Here is an 18757-nt window from a genome sequence, read left to right as displayed (position 1 = left end):
ATATCAACTTATTGATTTTCCCATGTTTCGCTCAAATTCACTACGCTCTATCATTCTTGCATTTGTATTCGTTTCTGGCTGTTTCTCAAGCCTTTCCGCGCAACAGCGCTTTAGTGTGGGGCCACGTGTCGGCTTAAATTTGTCTAATTACTGGGGTAATGCCGATTACATGAAATTTACGCCCGGAGTGTCTGCTGGTGCTTTTATTATGTACAGCTCACTAAATCACTTCGGCATTTCGGCCGATTTTTTATACTCACAACGCGGCACGAGCTATAACGACAACACCAAGAAGTTTATTCAGCGGGTCAATTACTTGGAGATTCCAGTTGTTGCCCGGTATTTCCTGACGCTATCAGGCAATTTTAGACCGAATCTTTTTATTGGTCCTTCGTTAGGCATTAAAATGAATGCGAAACGTATTAAAGGCGATTATCTACAGGGAACGGGGCCTGTTCTTAATGGCGACAATAGCGAAAATTTCAACAACCTGGATTTAGGGGCAACGGGTGGATTTCAGCTCAACTGGGGAACGGGCAATCGGCAACACTTTCTGATCGACGCCCGCTATACACTCGGCTTAAGCGACGTACAAACCAATTTATATAACGTGTGGGGACCTCGTGGCTCATTGCAAAACTCAACGTTTACATTAGCCTTGGGCTATAGTTTCGGCGTTGGCAAAGAGTACCCCAGCCGCTACAGAAGATAGTTACGGATTACGATGTACGAATTACGATTTCCTCCGGTCTGTGTCGGCAAAAATCGTAATTCATATATCGCAACTCGTAAATCATACTTTACTTTCGTCCTCGTCATTTCACGTTTTACTGAAGTGGCGAGGACGTTATTTTTGTATTTTTGACACTTCACGACCCCAATTTTATTTACTCATGCCATCCTGTCGGTCTCTTTTAGTTGGTTTATTGAGCGTTTTATTGTCTATACCGGCTTTGGCGCAAACAACCTCGCCCACCTTTCTTCAACTCAATGCACGTCAGAATTGCTGGGTCGATTCGGTATTCACCAATATGGCTCCCGACGACCGTATCGCGCAGTTGATTATGGTGGCAGGGTACTCGAACCGAAAACCAGGTTACGAAGATTCTCTCGTGACACTTGTACAAAAAAATAAACTGGGTGGCGTCGTGATGTTTCAGGGTGGCCCGATGCGGCAAGCCCGATTAACCAATCGGCTGCAAGCCAACTCAAAGGTGCCGCTCCTTATTGCTATGGATGCCGAATGGGGGATTGCTATGCGTCTGGACAGTACTGTTCGCTATCCGTATCAGATGACGTTGGGTGCCATGCAGGGCGCAGGTTCCGATTCGCTCATTTATCAAATGGGCGCTCATTTGGCTAAACAGGCACGCCGATTAGGCATGCACGTCAACTTCGCGCCCTCGGTTGATGTCAACAATAACCCCAACAATCCCGTCATTAACTTCCGGTCATTCGGCGAAAACAAGTATGATGTTGCCCGTAAAGCGCTGGCTTATATGCGTGGCATGCAGGATAATCAATTGCTAACGAGCCTTAAGCACTTCCCCGGCCATGGCGATACCGGCACCGATTCGCACTATGATCTGCCGCTGATTACCAAAAGCCGCGCCCAACTCGACTCACTTGAATTGTATCCGTTTCGGCAGTTGATCAATGCGGGTGCTGCCGGCGTCATGATTGCCCATTTAAGCATTCCGGCATTAGATACGACCCGAAATCGCCCATCTACACTCTCACCCGCTATTGTTACGAACCTGCTCAAAAATGAATTAGGCTTCCAGGGTCTGGTCTTTTCCGACGCCATGAACATGAAAGGTGTAACGAAATACTTTCCATCGGGCAGGGCTGATGAACTAGGGCTGGAAGCAGGCATGGATGTCCTGGAATTCACGGAAGATGTTCCAGCCGCTCTCTCGTTGATCAAGCAAGCTATTGCCGATGGCCGCATGACGCAGGCCTCGCTGGATGCCCGTTGCCTGAAAGTACTGAAGGCCAAAGCCTGGGTTGGTCTGGATCAGTACAAGCCTATTGTGCTGGACAATCTTGTAAGCGACCTTAACCCGGTACAGGACGAATTGCTCAACCGTAAACTTACCGAAGCCAGTCTGACCGTTCTAAAAAACGACCGGAATCTGTTGCCGCTACAACGGCTGGACACACTTCGAATCGCATCGGTCGCTATTGAGAGCGATAAAATCACAGCTTTCCAGCAAATGGCGAGCAATTATACATTGGTTGATCATTTTAATATAACCTCAAAAACGCCCGATTCAACGCTGGCGCAGGTGCGCGATTCGCTCAAAAACTACAACCTGATTCTGGTCGATGTTCACCTGAACAATATCCGCCCCGCTGTTAAATACGGGCTACAAGCCAAAACGGCAGGTCTGCTTGGTGAGTTAGTAGCTACAGGAAAGGCTGTCGTTACGGTGTTTGGAAATGTATACGCGCTGGACAAACTGACCTTTCCGATGGATACGGCCCAACCCAGCCGAAACATCGAACAGGCGCGAGCTATTGTCATGCCTTATCAGCTAACCAATTATACAGAAGAATTATCGGCGCAGTTGATTTTCGGAGCGATTGGTGCGTCGGGCAAACTACCCGTTACAGTCAACCAGCGGTTTCGGGTGGGCGATGGCATGACGATTCAACCCAATGGTCGGCTCAAATACACCATTCCTGAAGAAGTTGGGATTGACAGTCGATACCTGACGCAACAAGTAGATTCGTTAGTGAATGTAGGATTGACCCAAAAGGCGTTTCCGGGTTGTGTCGTACAAATGGCCAGAAACGGCAAGGTTATTTTCCGCAAAGCGTACGGAAAACACACCTACGATGCGTCATTAGGGGCTGAGCCATTACCCGTGCAACTGGATGATCTCTATGACATGGCATCGGTGACGAAGGTAAGTACATCGACACCCGCCCTGATGCGTTTAGTGGACGAGGGCAAGTTTAACCTCGATGGAAAAATGGCCGACTACCTGCCCAGTTTCAAAAAATCGAACAAAGCGGATTTGGTTTGGCGCGATGTGCTAACGCATCAGGCCCGGCTAAAAGCGTGGATTCCTTTCTGGATGGACACAAAAAATCCGGATGGTACGTGGAAGCCTAAAACGTTCAAAGCGGAAGAATCAAGCCGATATCCGATTGAAGTAACCGACAGCCTGTACGAATTCAAAAAGTATCCGAGAACGATTTTCCAGCAGATACGTGATTCACCTCTGAACCCTAAGAAAGAGTACGTCTACTCCGATCTTTCGTTCATTTTATACCCTCAAATCGTGAAGCGAATTACGGGCGTCGATTTTGAAGATTACATTAAAACGACCTTCTATAAGCCACTTGGTGCCACTACGCTCACGTTTCTACCACGTCGGTTCTATTCGTTGAACCGCATTGTTCCCACTGAATATGATTCACTGTTTCGTAAGACGCTTATCTGGGGGCGCGTGCATGACGAGGGGGCGGCTATGCTCAACGGTCTGTCGGGACACGCGGGGCTGTTCGGTTCGGCCAACGATTTGATGAAGGTCTATGAGATGTATCGTCAGAAAGGGAGCTATGGTGGCCAGCAGTTTATTTCTCAGAAAACCATTGCGGAGTTTACACGTTATCAGTTTCCGGAGTTAGGCAACCGGCGCGGATTGGGCTTTGACAAACCCTCGTTTACTTATTCGGGCAATGGACCCAAGTCGGGAACGAAGGCCAGTTATGGGCACTCGGGCTACACAGGCACGTTTGTGTGGGTTGAACCCGATCCGGCTTACAACCTGACGTACGTCTTTTTGTGCAACCGGGTTTACCCAACCCGAAACAATCCTACATTGGGCAATCTGAATACCCGCACCAATATCGTTGAAGCATTGTATCAGGCAACCAAACGTGGACTGCAATGAAAGACTATCTGATTCGATTACTGAACTACGAATTGTGGGCCAATCTACGGGTAATCGACTCCCTCGAGACGATCAAAAACCCACCGGCACGCGCCCTTGCCGTTATGGGCCATATTCTATCGGCGCAACATGTATGGTTGGGTCGTATCACTAACGAATCGGTCTTTGTGTCTATCTGGGAAGACATTCCTGTTAGTTGGATGGCCGAAACTGCTGAGCGTCAACACCGTCAGCTGACGGGTCATGTAGAGGGGTTAACTGAACCGGATTTAGTAAAGACGATTGCCTACGCCAACTCGCAAGGCGTTCCCTATCAAAATACACTGATTGATATGCTAACACATATGAGTCACCATGCGGCTTACCATCGTGGTCAGGTCGTGCAATTGATACGCCCCATGCTGACAGAAGCGCCAGTGACCGATTATATTGTCTGGAAACGGGAAGTCATTTAAGCGCTATGATCAAGATAATACGAACGACTTCGCTCCTACCCCCGTTTTCGCTTGGCTTTGCCGAGTGAATTTTATTATTTCAAGGGCCTCTGGCCCGTTTTTGCCATACTCATACGGGCGAGACGCCCTAAAGGATAGAATTCACTCGGCAAAGCCAAGCGAAAACGGAAAGTGGTTATAGCGCGAACGAAGATGTTCGCGCTATCATAACAAACAATATTCGAAGCTATTTCATTTTTCAATCCATTGATTTATAAGCTATTGCCATTAAAATAACGATAAAAGCTAAACTCATTATGTTGATAGTTAGTTAACAGTAGCGAACAGTAACAACTATCTGTCGGACTGTTTCCCCATTCTACTCACGCATAGACCTATGAAGTTGCTGTCAAAAAGCTGGGTGAAACTTCTGCTCCTCATAGCAGTAATACCCTTCTTAGCGGCAGGTGTGTTGTATTATGTGCTAGTGAATAATCTAAAGGACGTAATAACCTATGCTATTGACAAAGAAACCAAAGGCGGCTATACCTTCAGGACTAAAGACTTAAGTCTGTCCATCTGGGATAGAACCGTTACGATTGACGGCTTGGCTTTCGCCCGGAAAGACACGACGAATGTACCTTCCTACTATACAGTAAAAATCCCCAACGCCTATTTATCCATCGAATCATGGCGGGAACTCCTGCTGAAAAAGCGATTATTAGTCGATAGCTTTTCGGTGTCCAGGCCCGAAATTATCGTTCACGATTATAAGATTCATTCGAGAAGTCATAACCAGACTAGGTTTCACACGTCGAGTATTCTCGAAAATTTGCAAAAAACCCTAGACCATTTACATGCAAAATCATTCAACGTTCAGGGTGGATCGTTCGCGCTTTTCAAACGAAATTCAGGGGGGCCTTTTGTCATCAAAGACATTAATCTGGTCGTTCACAATTTCTCAAAAATTGACAATGACAATCGGCGCGTATTAGGCTCCGATCATATTGAGGTTTCTCTGGGCAAGCAACAATGGGTTTTATCTGACGGGAAAAATACGTTAAGCTTTCGTGGGCTGCGTTTTGCCAGTGCTACTCAGTTATTTGAAATTGATTCGGTTCATTTCCGGAAACCCGCTACTGCTCAAAAAGGTGAAATGAGTTTGCGGGCCGAGAAGTTTTTCTTCAACTCAAGGCATTTGCCGGCCGTTTACCAGAAAGGTGAATTATGGCTCGATACCTTAATTTGCGTTAGACCCGTGCTCACGTTGCCTATTGAAAGCCGAAAAGATCAGTTAACGGATACGAGTGGCACAATCAACGCGAATATAAAAACCCTGTTTAAAACCGTAACGATTGGCTATACCCAGGTCCAGGACGGCGAAATTCTACTGGCCAACAAGGCAAATCCGGCTTCCAGAGGAGGCACGCAGAAAGCAAACCTGACCATTTACAACCTAACGCTCAATCAGCAGAGTGATCACTCCCTTAGCACCGATAGTGTTAATCTGAGCCTGCGAAATATTGCTTTTTTTTCCCCTGACAGTCTTTTTAAAATCGGGGTTGAATCATTTCAGGTTCTCAAGAAAGATCTCATTTTCAGGAATGTCTTGTACGGAACTACATCCCGCAAACTAACAGGAAAGGGCCTAACCTTTAAGGCGCCACTCCTGCATCTACACAATATCAGTTTTGAAGATTTGATGCAGAAGCGACTCGTAGCCACTGCCGCCGAACTGGTACAGCCAAGTATTGTGATCGTAGCCACCAAAAAAGTAGCCATACATCCAAAGCCATATGTGGTAGCAACCGCTCCCCCTAAAAAAGTTGATTTGTTCAAAACCCTGCACGGACTGGGCGAGCTACTTCAGGTAGATAATTTCCGAATTATCAACGCCAACGCGCAGTATAAACTAGTGGGTGATGAGCCGATGGAGGTAGCCATGAGAAATATGAATGCTACCGTTTTGCTGAACGATTTTTTAGTAAGCGACTCGCTGATTGACATGAAGCATGCCATTCCAAACCTTACCGTAGCGAATGCGCATTTGACGACCAAAAAACTAACCGTTGCCCTGACGAATTACACCCTATATGGGAGACAACGGTACAACGGAGTCGATAAGGTACAAATGGAGTTTTCCAACGGAACCGCCCTGACGGCCAATAAAGTATACTGGGAAGCATTTGCCTGGGATGCGCTCCAGCAATCGAAAGACATCCAGATTGAATTGCTTCGCGTACATGATTTAGTAGTTGACATGAAAAACACCACTAAAAAAAGTACAAGTTCAACCCAGGTTCATACGCCAACACAGGCTAAAGAGTCTTTGCCGCTGCTTCATATTGCCCAGTTAATGGCCGACAAGCTAACCCTGAAAGCCGCTTTACCCAGGCAAATACGGGCGGGTTTTCAAGGGTCAGCCATCCGTATTGATAGCCTGACAACAGAAACGGGTCACTTTAGTTGGGACCAGATCAGCGGAAAACTGAATGACCTTTATCTCACTCAGCCGGGAGGCAAGCAAGTTTCAATTGCACAGGCAAGCGTAAATAGCCAGCAAATCAGTACACTAACTAATCTACGTTATACGGATTATAGTCCGGGCAAAAAACTGGATATTACCCTTCCTCAACTTCGGATCACAGCGCCGTTTAATTCGACCAATTTTTCGACAATTCGCCTTCAGTCGGTGCAACTTGAGCGCCCCGAATTAACCCTGATTACAGAAGGAAAATCGACTGCTGAAGGGCCAACCAGCGCGTTTTCCATTCCGTTCACATTTACCCTTCATGATTTGGGTATCAATAGTGCTAAAGTAAATTACATCACCAAAAAAGACGGCGATTCGGTGAGTGTCCGAACGGTGGTTGATGTAGATGGAAAGGGGCTGTATGGCGCTAAACAGGAAGCGCTAACATTTGCATCCCTACGGATAACCCCAGCCAATATAATTCTTGCCAGTCCCCGACTAAAGACCGTAATCCCATCGGCGGCCGTACAGCTAACCAATGGGAGAATATCAGCCACCAAAACAGGGAAACCGATGTTGGTTGGCGACCTGCAAGCTAGTCTGATCGCTAATGACTTGCATCCGCTGCTGAAAGCGAAGAACAATACCTTTCCTAGTCAACTGAGCGTTGGTCGATTTACAGCAACTGTCAACTTTCCGGATTTCACCTGGACAACCGGAAAAAAGATAGCCTGGTCAACCTGGATGAATCACACGAATCTGGCCATGACAGACGTGCTCTTGACAAGACCGGCTACAGCTTTTCAGGCTGACAACCTAACCTGGACGCCCCAGAATGCCCGTCTGTTACTCACTAATTTTCAGGTAGCTCCGACAATGCCTCAGGAGGAGTTTATGACACCACCCCATTTTCAGGCTGACTACATTACCGTAAAAGGCGATGAAGCCCAATTGAACGGGCTGAATATGGCTCAATGGCATCGTGATTCGACCATTGCCATTCATCATGTTGTGGTGAAAAACGTTACGGCGGATGTGTCGCGCGATAAACGACTACCCGACCCGGACTTTATTCCTGAAAAACTGATGCCTACCCGGCTGATAAGTCGTGTTACTATTCCGTTCCAGGTTGATTCGATTTCGGTGATTAATAGTAATGTTATTTACCATGAAACTTCCAAATTGACGAACCGAGTAGGTAACGTTCCGTTGATGAGCATCAATGGTGTTCTGAAAAACATTACCAATCGCCCAAGAAAAACGACCGACAGTTTGGTATTAAGGGCCAGTACGAAACTGCTGGGGCTGAACATTGATCGGCTCCATTACCGGGAGTCTTACGGCGATTCGCTGGCAGGTTTTCATATGCTGCTCCAAACGTCGGATGTACACCTGCCCGAGTTAAGCTCGATAACGAACCCAATCATAGCGGCTAATCTGGATGGCGGATACGTGCAGCCCATTACAGCCCGAGTGGTGGGCAACCGATATGCGTCGGTTGGCAACATGCATTTTTACTATAAAGATTTAAAAATCAGCTTGCTCAGTCCTGCCGATACGGCCAAAAAGACGTTTTTAATCAAGTTTAAAAACTTCGTTATTGGCAAAGTTTTGCGCAAAAAGAATGAAGCAGACTCTCGTATTTTTTACGATCGCGACCCGCAGACGTTTATTTTCGGCTACTGGATCAAAACGATGACGAGTGGCATTTTGACCAGCATTGGTGTGAAAGGCAATAAAAAATACCGTGCCAACTACCTGAAATTGAGCCAGCAACATCCCTTACCTGTTGAAGAGGAATAAAATTAGTTCCTAGGCATTTACGACCTCTTCCAAATCCGCAAAGCCAGTTTCTGCATGGGGCTATGCACTGGATTTTCATCGCCAAACAAGACGCCCCATTTGGCAAACATATCTGTCCGATCAAAAATCACTTTCAGAATGGCAATGATGGGCAATGACAAAAACATACCGGACACGCCAGCTATATGGCCTCCAATGACAACGCCAATTATGCTGGTTAAGGCGTTGATTCTTACTTTAGAACCAACTACTCGCGGGCGAAGAATATTCTGATCAAGGAAGTGCACCACCACGACCACAACAATCAGTTCAACAATAGGCAGTAACTCCTGCGATGAAGCCAGAATAATGAACAGGCCAATGAACGTTCCCATGAAAATACCAACGTAGGGTATCAGATTCAGAAACGCCAGGATAATTCCGATCAACAGCGCGTGTGGTATACCCAACAGTTGCAGCGTGCCACCCAGAATGACAATGATGAAGGCAATCTGAATCAATAATCCAATCAGGTAGCTTTTAATAATTGACTCTGTTTCTCGTAGCGCTTCCTCAACCCGGTTATGGTCTTTGGCCGAAAACCATAAAAACACAAATCGGACGAGTAAATTTTTGTAGAACAACAGCAGAAATACATAAATAGGCATCAGCCCCATCAACACAAAAACCGACGATAAAGACGTAGCTACCTGTCTTAGCAAATCACCCGTTGCATTAAGTAGTTTGGCATTTTGTTCATGAAAAAACTGAAGCTGCTGCTGGGTGGAATAGTGTGTTTTCTGGCCCAGAAATTCGCTTAACTCACGTAGGTGCAGTAGAAGCGTTTTTTTGATCTGCGGAAAGTCGACAAGTAGGCTACTAAGCTGGATCGAGAAAAACCAGATTACCACAATGCCCGACACAATCATAAGCAAAATGGATAGTAGAATGGCAAGTGAATCGGGTAGGCGACCTTTTTTGAGAAAACGATAAACCGGCAGCAAAACGATGCTGACAAAAAAGGCCATAATCAGTGGCATAATGATGGCTTTGCCAACCAGAATTAAGACACAGAGCAGACATAGGCCCATTAATTCAATAGACCGCTTGACGGTTAGAGGGAGTTGATTCACAGGCGTATAAGGGCTAAGGCAGACGAATGATTAGTTAACTAAAGTAAAGAACCAATGGTTACTATTCGATTCGACGATCCCCAATGTACGATTTCGCTGTTGTCAAATCCGTAACGGCCTTATCTTCGCATTCGCTTTTGACAGGCTATGCAGTATGGCTTGTTCGTAAACACGAAGTCACTTTACTATGAAGTATTTGCTCATCCTCACGTTGTTTTTATCAGGCAATGCACTAGCGCAACTTCGATTGCCAACTAACGAAACAGGTCAGGTTCAATATCAGGAAATCGTGCGTGTGCCCAACGCAAAATTGCCAGCCCGGCAACTGATGGGACAGCTTCATGACTGGGCCGAATACTATTATGCCTCAGAACCAGCTGCTGAACAGCAATATGATCCAGAGCATAATATCCAATTTATCAAGGCATTATATCGAATTGACGATCAAACCATCCGCTATACGCTTACTGTAGAAGCTAAGTTTGGTCGCTATCGCGCCACCATTACCGACCTTATTGCCGAAAGTAAAGGGATCAGTGTACCGGTCAGGACTACCAGTAGCACTGCCGATGAACTGGAGCGGGCGGCAGGCGGCAAAATCACAAACAGGAAATTAATTGAGCAAGCCGCCAGTCAGCAAGCTGATCTATACCGTCAAATCGACAAATCCTGCCGCGACACCCTTGCCAGCCTAAAACAGTTTTTAACAACCTTGCAGAAATAAGGTAACTACCGGTGGCGCTCCACCCCTACCTGCTCGCACCAGGGTAGCACAGGGCAGGTTGAGCAGTGTGGCAATGTACCTGTACAGATGTGCTTACCAAACGGCATTAGTAGTCGATTGATATTTATCCACTGATCATGGGGTACCTGCACTTCCAGAACTTTCAGGGTTTGTTCGGGCTGTTTGGTATGCACATAGCCCCAGCGGTTCATGACCCGATGCACGTGGACATCAACACTGATAGCCGCCTGTCCCGTTGCTACGCCCAGAGCCAGGTTGGCACATTTGGGACCAACGCCTTTTAGCGACGTCAATGTATCGTAGTTGGCGGGTAACTCGCCATTGAATTCATTGACAATCCGTTCAGCAATACCAAGCATAGTATAAGCTTTCTGATCGGGATAGGTTGTGCCGTAGAGCAATTGGGTCAGCGTCGGAACATCGAGTTGGAGAAGTTGTTCGGGGGTTCGCGCTTTTTCAAATAGTCTCAACGATACAGGAATCGTTGTTTCGTCAAGCGTTCGGATAGACACAATGCACGAAATCAATTGTTCGAACAGGCTATTATATCCTCGTTCGAACAGATCGAACATAGCCGCTTTCGGGTAGGGCTTGATGGCCTCTTCAATATGGGCCAGCACAACGGTAAGGTCAAAATCTTGTTTCATGTACTCTTAAACGCAAAGGGCGCAAAGATGGCGCAGAGTTCGCAAAGTTTTTTCTCTGCGTCCGTTGCGCTCACCTTTGCGCCCTTTGCGTTTTCAACCTGTTAAACTTTCACTACAACCATTTCTACCCGACGGTTTTCGGCTCGTTCTTTTAGGGTTTTATTGGTATTAATAGGTCGAGAAGGGCCATAACCCACAGCTTCGATCCGGCCGGCACTGATGCCTTTACTCACCAGATACCGCTTCACCTCATTGACCCGATTGCGGGAGAGCTCAACGTTCGCATCGAATTCGCCAACCATATCGGTATGTCCTTCCAAACGAATCTGCATAGTCGGGTTCGATTGCATCATTGTTGCCAGTCGATCTAGTTCCGGGAATGATTCGGGCTTAAGGTTATACTGCGATATATTGAAATAAATGTTTTTCAACGTGATTTTCGCTCCGGCCTCAATAGGAACCAAATCAAAATCTCTGGCGACATCGATGCGGTTAGTTGCTAACGTATCACTCTGGCTAAAGTACCCTTTGGCTGAAGCCGTTACCACATAAACACCCCGCCGATCAATGGTAATTTTGTAATTGCCTGCTGGACTAACACTTTTTACAGAATCAGCGGGTTCGTCGCCCGATGCTTCGGCGCCGGATAATAATCGATACGTTACCGTGGCAATGACTGGCTGATTTGTTTTCGCATCACGCGTAATCCCGTTGATGGCTACAGTAGCTGGTGCCGGAGTTTCTGGCTCCGTTGGTTTAGGTGTTACCTCCGGGGCACCTACGCCAGGTGTGGTACGCGGCTTATAACGAGGCTGCTGTGGCTTTGGCTGAACGGGCACTGGCGTTTTAGGCGTACGCTGCGAATAGGTCTCTTTCCGACGTGGGTTAATAATATGCACTCCCCAGAAATTGAAGCAGACATAGCCTTTACTGTCCCGGCATTCAAATAAGTCGAAGGTTGTGTAGCCTGGATCTATCCGCTCAAAATAAGCAACGAAATCAACGCGCTCACCAGGTTGAACAGGCCGACGGGTTTCAGCAGGAATATTCTCGGCACGCACAAATTTGTAGGAGCGTTCGCCCTGATTTACATACAAACGGGATGTTGGCTGGAAGCCAATGTTATTCGTTGATTCCATCTGCATCGATCCTCCACCAGGCTGTGGAATTGAAAACGGCCACGATCGCCCTTGCGAACCCGGTCGCTGATGAGATTCAAATTTCATGTAAATAATGGTGTACTGATCGGTCAGTTCAATGCGCTTGATACTAACATCCCGGTCGTTAATATCGTCGATGCGTGGGCTTTCGGTCGTGTATTGTACCTGTGCACGCAAGCCTGTTACGAGTAGCAGAAGGAATAGGGTGAACAGCCTAAATTTCATCGTTGTTTGAGTTTACTGATGTACCAGTAACGATTAGACAACAACTCCTGTTTCACCGTTTAATACCTATTTGAAAAAGCGCGGATTTAATGGTTTCCAGTTTATAAAACAGAATCCTGCCTTATTAAACCATCTGAGTTAATTCTACAAATTACTTACCAAGCTTATCCTATAGGCTGATAGATTTTACCTAATCAATACTGGTTAATTATACTCAAGTAAGTCAAAAATTTTTACTTTTTTTTTAGATTGGCTATCTATAGAAATACAGTCATAAGTATAATTATACCAATAATCTCACTTACAATAAACCAGCATTATACTTATGATTTAGGCCTATAATAAAGTATTTTATTTGTCAGGTATCTCAATTAGTTAATGAATTATTCTAATATTCCACTTATTACATATATGACCATTCTATTTAACCTTATTTTAATATACAACTGAAGATTGTACTTTTGCAACTATTACTACTTGTTTTCATTGACAACATTATGAGAAAACTATTACAAATTAGCCTCCTGCTTCTTACGACAGCCTGGGGAGCTTATGCCCAGAGTCAGGGGATTTCGGGCAAGGTTACATCATCGGATGATAACACCGGCCTACCTGGTGTAACGGTAACCGTGAAAGGTAGCACACAGGGTACGCTCACCGATGCGAGCGGTAATTATCGGCTTACTGTAGGTAACAATGCCACGCTTGTTTTTAGTTTTATTGGCTTTACAAGCGTTGAAGAGCCTGTCAACAATCGATCTGTAATTGATGTGCAATTGAAGACCGATGTTCGCAATTTGAACGAAGTAGTGGTTACCGGTTATGGCCAGCAAATTAAGCGGGATCTGACCGGCAATATCGCTAAAGTCCGCGCATCCGACATTCAGGATCAACCCGTAACAACCTTCGATCAGGCATTACAGGGGAAAGCCGCTGGTGTACAGATTAACTCAGGTTCGGGCAAACTGGGTCAGGGTATTCAGGTACGGGTTCGGGGACAATCGTCTGTATCGGCGTCGAACCAACCGCTCTATGTGGTTGATGGTACACCGGTCACAACTGACAATCTAAGCTTCAACAGTGCCTCTACAAACCCACTTGCCGATATTAATCCACAGGATATCGAGTCGGTTGATATTCTGAAAGACGCGTCGGCCGGGGCTATTTATGGAGCCCGTGCCGCTAATGGTGTGGTACTGATTACGACCAAACGCGGTAAAGCGGGTCGCACCAACATCACCTTTGGTGCACAGTATGGCTCGAGCAAACCCACGAACAAACTGCAATTTTTAAATACAGATCAGTACGTCAAGTTTTACAATCAGGCAGCCGCTAACTCCGACCGGATTGAAGGCCTTGATCAAAGCGATCCGGATTCGTATACGTCCTATATGAAGGGCTTCTACGAAACGCAGGGGCTAGGCACCTATGGGACACCTACCCAGGCAAGCACAAACTGGGGAGATCTGGCCTATCAGGATGCGCCTTATCAGCAGTATGATATCAACCTGAATGGTGGGAACGAAAAAACGACGTTCTATATGTCAGGACAATTGCTGGACCAGAAAGGCATTCTGGTTGGTAATGCGCTACAACGGTATTCGGGTCGGCTTAACCTGGACCATAAAGTGTCTGATCGGCTTCGGGTGGGTTTCAATACGGGCTTAACCCGCACGTTCAACCAACGCATTTCGGCTGATAACCAGTTTGATAACCCCATGCAGATGGTCGCATTGCCGCCAATGACACCTGCTACTGACCCAAATACAGGTCTGCCTGTTGGCACCCCTCCCGGCGATCTGAGTATTCCGGTTTATTATAACCCGCTGATCAATATTGGCAATGCCTATTTCAATACGACAGTTTACCGCAATATCAGCAACGTATACGGTCAACTGCAGATTATCAAAGGGTTATCGTTCCGTACTGAGTTTGGTCTGGACGTACTCAACCAGCAGGAAGAGCTGTATTACAACAGCAAAACGCAGCGTAATTTCAGTGCCCCGCAAGGTATTGGTCAAAATCGCTACGTTCGGGTAGAGAATTATACCACCAATAATTTCTTCACCTACAACACGCTGTTTGGCCGCAGCCAACTTGATTTGACTGTGGGTATGTCGTATCAGCAATCGCAGCAGAAAACCAACTTCACTGAAGGACGAGATTTCCCATCGGATGCCTATCGCCAGATTGCCAGTGCCGCTCGTAAAACGGACGGTAGTTCCACCCAGACCGACTACCGCTTCCTGTCGTACTTTGCCAGGGCGAATTACAAATTTTCGGACCGGTACTTGCTGGGTTTGAGTGCCCGTGTCGATGGCTCGTCGCGTTTTGGTAAAAATAGTCGCTATGGTTTCTTCCCGGCAGTTTCGGCGGGTTGGGTACTTTCGGAAGAAAATTTCCTAAAGAACAACCGGACCATCAGCTTTCTGAAACTTCGGTCCAGCTACGGACAAACAGGTAATGCCGAAATTCAGAATTTCCCGCAGTTAGGTTTGTTTACGGGCGACGCCAGTTATGGTACCCTGCCTGGTCAGCGGCCATCGCAGTTAGCCAACCCCGATTTGAAGTGGGAAACGACCAACCAATTCGATATTGGCGTTGATTTCGGTATTCTCAATAACCGAATCAATGGGGAAATTGACTATTATAACAAGCAAACATCTGGCCTTCTATTGAGCGTAAACGTACCGGGTACCACCGGTTTTGCCACTCAGTTTCGCAACGTAGGTAGCCTCGAAAACAAAGGCTTTGAGTTTGTCATTAACTCGGAAAACCTAACCGGAGCTTTCCGCTGGACCACAAGCTTCAACGCGGCAATCAACCAGAACAAGATCACCAACTTACAATCGCAGATCATCGAAGGAGGTATCAACGCCATGAGTCGCGCGGTTGAAGGTCAGCCACTCGGTGTATTCTTCACACAGGAGTATGCGGGTGTCGACCCAGCCAATGGCGATGCACTCTGGTACAAAAATACGACGAATGCCGACGGTACACTTGATCGTACAACCACCAATACCTACAGTCAGGCACAACGTGTGGTTGTAGGTAGCCCACTGCCTAAATGGACAGGCGGTATTACGAACACCTTCAGTTACAAAGGCATTACGTTGAATGTACTGTTCAATGGCGTGTTTGGCAATAAGATCAACTTCTATGGCGTTGGTCGCTACTCGTCGGCGAACGGACGATTTGAAGATAACCAGACCGTTAACCAACTGGCGGCCTGGACGTCTACGAATACAGTTACGAACGTGCCGGAAGCTCGCTTGTTCTATAACAACGGCGCTCAATCGTCCAGTCGCTTCATTCTCGATGGTTCGTTTGTTCGGCTGCGTACGGTTACGTTATCATACAACCTGCCTAAAACACTCATTAGCAAAGCTAAACTTACCAACGTTCGTTTGTTTGTAACGGGTCAGAATCTACTCACATTCACGAGCTATGCTGGTTGGGACCCCGAAGTAAACGCCGATTACATTGTGTCGAACATTGCGCAGGGCTATGATTTTTACACAGCTCCTCAGGCACGTACCATTACGGGCGGTATCAACATCGGTTTCTAATCAGCACTTCTGAACGAATTAACAACGACTTTTCAACGCATTTTTTGCTATGAATTTATCCATAAAACATTGGTTATACGCAGGAGCGGTTAGTCTACTGATCACCGCCTGCGACAACCGCCTGAACGTTGTACCGACTCAAAGTATTGAGCAGAGTCAGGCGTTAAATACAGAACAAGATGTACAAATCACGTTGATTGGCACCTACGATGGCCTCAGCGATGTAAACCTGTACGGCGGTGGCATTCAGTACATTGGCGATTTGATGGGCGATAACCGGGATGTGCTTTTCGGCGGTACTTATGCGACAATCGATGAGATCTGGCGCAAAACCGTCACCACCTCAAACACGGTTACTCGGGATTTCTGGCTGGATGGGTATAATGCTATCAACCGAACAAACAACGTGTTATCTGCCCTGGCGAAAGTGGGTGAGACTAACCGGGGCAATACAGAAGGGCAAGCTCGTTTTATTAGAGGAGCCCTGTACTTTGAACTGGTAAAAGCCTTCGCTAAAAGCTGGAATGACGGTACGCCAACAGCCAATCCAGGTGTACCTCTGGTTCTAACACCAACGACTTCTGTAACTGATGTAGACTATCGCGCACGCAACACAGTCGCCGAAGTATATGCTCAGGTTCTGGATGATCTGACAAAAGCAGAAAGCCTATTGCCAGCAACTCAATCGGGAGGTAGCGGCTTTGCCACAAAAGGGGCTGCCGCAGCCATTCTTGCTCGTGTATACTTACAGCAACAGAACTACACGGCGGCTCGTGATGCGGCCAATCGGGTTATCACCTCAGGAACCTATGCACTGGAAGATAACTTTGCCGATGTATTCAACGATGCGACTAACACGTCGGAGATTATTTTCAAGATTATCGTAACAGATCAGGACGGGGCTAACGACATGAATACGTTCTACGCATCTTCGTTGAATCAGGGTCGTGGCGATGTGCGGGTACAAACAAAATTCCGGCAACTTTATGCGACTGGCGATGTGCGGGGCACCTTCTTCAATACGGCTGGCCAAAACACCTTTACCAGTAAGTTCAATGATCAATATGGTGATGTGCCCGTGGTTCGTCTGGCCGAAATGTACCTAATTCGTGCAGAAGCAAACCTACGTCTAAGTACGAGCATAGGCGCTACTCCGCTGGAGGATGTCAATTTGATTCGCAGCCGGGCAAAGGCAACTGCACTTACCACGGTCGACCTGGCCGCTATTCTGCTGGAGCGTCGACTTGAATTAGCGTTTGAAGGTCAGCAACTTCCCGACATCAAACGCACGGCGGGGACAGTGGGAGCCGTAGCCTACAACGCAAACAATCTGGTTCTTCCCATCCCACAACGGGAAATTGATACCAATAAAAAGCTGGTGCAAAATCCGGGCTATTAATAGTCGGGTTTGATTTTCGGTTTGTAAAAACTGGCGAATTCCTACTGCGAATTCGCCAGTTTTTTTGCTTTTTGGCACGGGCATTCACCCTTCCCTTTCATTAGCTCAACATTCGCTGGCGCCAGTAAATACTGACGAGCTTCAAAGGCACGAGCAAATGCCCCTACCAGCCCGTTTTACTTTTTCATGCCAGCCTCCACATACCAGTATTCAGTTTTAGCTTTTGCAGTTGACCGAAACGACGTTAAATTAAAGCCGGGTGCTCCCTCAAGCGAACCCGCAAGGATTGTTACATAAACAGCTTTGCCTTTACGATTCCAGGTTAAGGGTTGATTCTTCTGGCAGGTTTCGGGTTTCTTCCTGGTCGCTTGTAGAAAATAGGCGTTACCCTGCCCAAAAACAGTAACATTTCCATCAGGTGTCACACAAACAGCTGTCTTTTCATCAACGCCAATACCACGTGGTCGGATGGCCCAATCTGTTGCGGCCCGAGCCATAAACACTATATGCCGACCTTGCCGATTACGAGCACTATAATGCATATCGGTAATCGTATTGACCAGCAGCGGTTGTTTCAAAAAATCGTCCCGACGCATAGCCACTCGTTTGTCGTAGGGATTCGTCAACGCTTCTTCGGAGGTCACGCTTCCTTCCAGGGCCGAAAAATAGGTTTGTCCCAGAATGCCACAACCAGCACTGGTACCGCCCATAACGGCCCCTTCCCGAATACGCTCATTCAGCGCATCGGCGACGGGTGTGCCCTGCCAAAAGTTTACATAATTAGCCTGATCTCCGCCCGCAAAGAAGATGGCCTCCGCCTGGCGAATTTTTCGAATAATTTCGGCATTGCTCGCTAACTCCCGTTTGTCAAGCAATATTGTTTCAACCGAATTAACCGATTCGCCCAGCGTTTTATAGAGATAGTCATTGTAGCCATCTTTACCCGATGCGCGGAGAATAAGTACATCGCCCCCACCCGACCGGCGCAGAAACCAGCGCATCGCTGCATCGACATCTGTACTTCCACCAGCCAACACGACTCCGCCCAGAGGTTGGCGAATCACATCAGACGAATCACCTACAATCCAGGATGTGTATGAGAGTTTAGGCATAACAGCCGAATTTATAGGTTTAGGTATTAGAAAACTACGAATCAGATATACTAAACCAGCCAGTTTTACCAGCCACACAACTACATTGTTAATCATATAGCCTAAAATAAGCATTAAACCATCTATATAAAATCTCTTCGCTTGAGGTGGTTTTGAAGCTAAGCGCTTGCAGG

The 18757-nt window shown here is 46.8% G+C and carries 11 protein-coding genes; 7 read left to right on the top strand and 4 right to left on the bottom strand.

The annotated features are described in order from the left end of the window. The first annotated feature begins 22 nt into the window (after positions 1-22). The 4 genes from GO755_RS17590 (at position 23) to GO755_RS17575 (ending at position 8615) form a co-directional block, all read left to right on the top strand. Positions 23-712: a porin family protein gene (locus tag GO755_RS17590; RefSeq protein WP_157586502.1), complete on the top strand. Its 690-nt coding sequence runs from the start codon at positions 23-25 to the stop codon at positions 710-712. Between the two features lie 181 nt (positions 713-893). Next, positions 894-3905 (top strand): glycoside hydrolase family 3 N-terminal domain-containing protein, encoded by a 3012-nt coding sequence (locus tag GO755_RS17585; protein ID WP_157586501.1) that lies wholly within the window; start codon positions 894-896, stop codon positions 3903-3905. Beyond that, on the top strand, positions 3902-4360 hold the full coding sequence (locus tag GO755_RS17580) for a DinB family protein (RefSeq protein ID WP_157586500.1): 459 nt from the start codon (positions 3902-3904) through the stop codon (positions 4358-4360). Before GO755_RS17585 ends, GO755_RS17580 begins: the two co-directional genes overlap by 4 nt. A 376-nt stretch (positions 4361-4736) precedes the next feature. Further along, entirely contained in the window at positions 4737-8615 is a 3879-nt protein-coding gene (locus GO755_RS17575) for an AsmA family protein (RefSeq protein WP_157586499.1), read from the top strand. Positions 8616-8632: 17 nt separating this feature from the next. Here the strand turns inward: GO755_RS17575 and GO755_RS17570 are convergent, their stop codons facing one another. Beyond that, the gene (locus GO755_RS17570; protein ID WP_198174859.1) at positions 8633-9727 is read right to left on the bottom strand and encodes an AI-2E family transporter; all 1095 of its coding nucleotides are present in this window, start codon (positions 9725-9727) and stop codon (positions 8633-8635) included. Between the two features lie 187 nt (positions 9728-9914). Here GO755_RS17570 and GO755_RS17565 point away from each other — a divergent pair, with 187 nt between their 5' ends. Continuing rightward, a complete protein-coding gene (locus GO755_RS17565; protein ID WP_157586498.1) occupies positions 9915-10451 on the top strand; it encodes a DUF4468 domain-containing protein in 537 nt (178 codons plus the stop codon). 5 nt (positions 10452-10456) lie between these two features. On the opposite strand, the gene GO755_RS17560 is transcribed toward GO755_RS17565, so the two are convergent. Both GO755_RS17560 and GO755_RS17555 read right to left on the bottom strand, forming a co-directional pair. After that, the gene (locus GO755_RS17560) at positions 10457-11119 is read right to left on the bottom strand and encodes an endonuclease III domain-containing protein (RefSeq protein WP_157586497.1); all 663 of its coding nucleotides are present in this window, start codon (positions 11117-11119) and stop codon (positions 10457-10459) included. A 101-nt stretch (positions 11120-11220) separates the two neighbouring features. Then, complete coding sequence (locus GO755_RS17555) at positions 11221-12504, bottom strand: OmpA family protein (RefSeq protein WP_157586496.1); 1284 nt, start codon at positions 12502-12504, stop codon at positions 11221-11223. A gap of 497 nt (positions 12505-13001) precedes the next feature. On the opposite strand from GO755_RS17555, the gene GO755_RS17550 reads away from it, so the two are divergent. Together GO755_RS17550 and GO755_RS17545 are read left to right on the top strand one after the other, a co-directional pair. Next, on the top strand, positions 13002-16073 hold the full coding sequence (locus GO755_RS17550; RefSeq protein ID WP_157586495.1) for a SusC/RagA family TonB-linked outer membrane protein: 3072 nt from the start codon (positions 13002-13004) through the stop codon (positions 16071-16073). Positions 16074-16122: 49 nt separating this feature from the next. Beyond that, a complete protein-coding gene (locus GO755_RS17545) occupies positions 16123-17472 on the top strand; it encodes a RagB/SusD family nutrient uptake outer membrane protein (protein WP_157586494.1) in 1350 nt (449 codons plus the stop codon). A gap of 176 nt (positions 17473-17648) precedes the next feature. On the opposite strand, the gene GO755_RS17540 is transcribed toward GO755_RS17545, so the two are convergent. Then, positions 17649-18584 carry a cyanophycinase gene (locus GO755_RS17540; protein ID WP_198174858.1) on the bottom strand — a complete coding sequence of 312 codons (936 nt, stop codon included), beginning with the start codon at positions 18582-18584 and terminating at the stop codon, positions 17649-17651. Between the last annotated feature and the right edge of the window lie 173 nt (positions 18585-18757).

The organism is Spirosoma arboris (genome assembly GCF_009754945.1).
In the GTDB taxonomy this organism is placed as follows: Bacteria; Bacteroidota; Bacteroidia; order Cytophagales; family Spirosomataceae; genus Spirosoma; species Spirosoma arboris.
The sequence above is the reverse complement of the archived record's forward strand: the minus strand, read 5'-3'. Positions and strand labels throughout refer to the sequence as shown.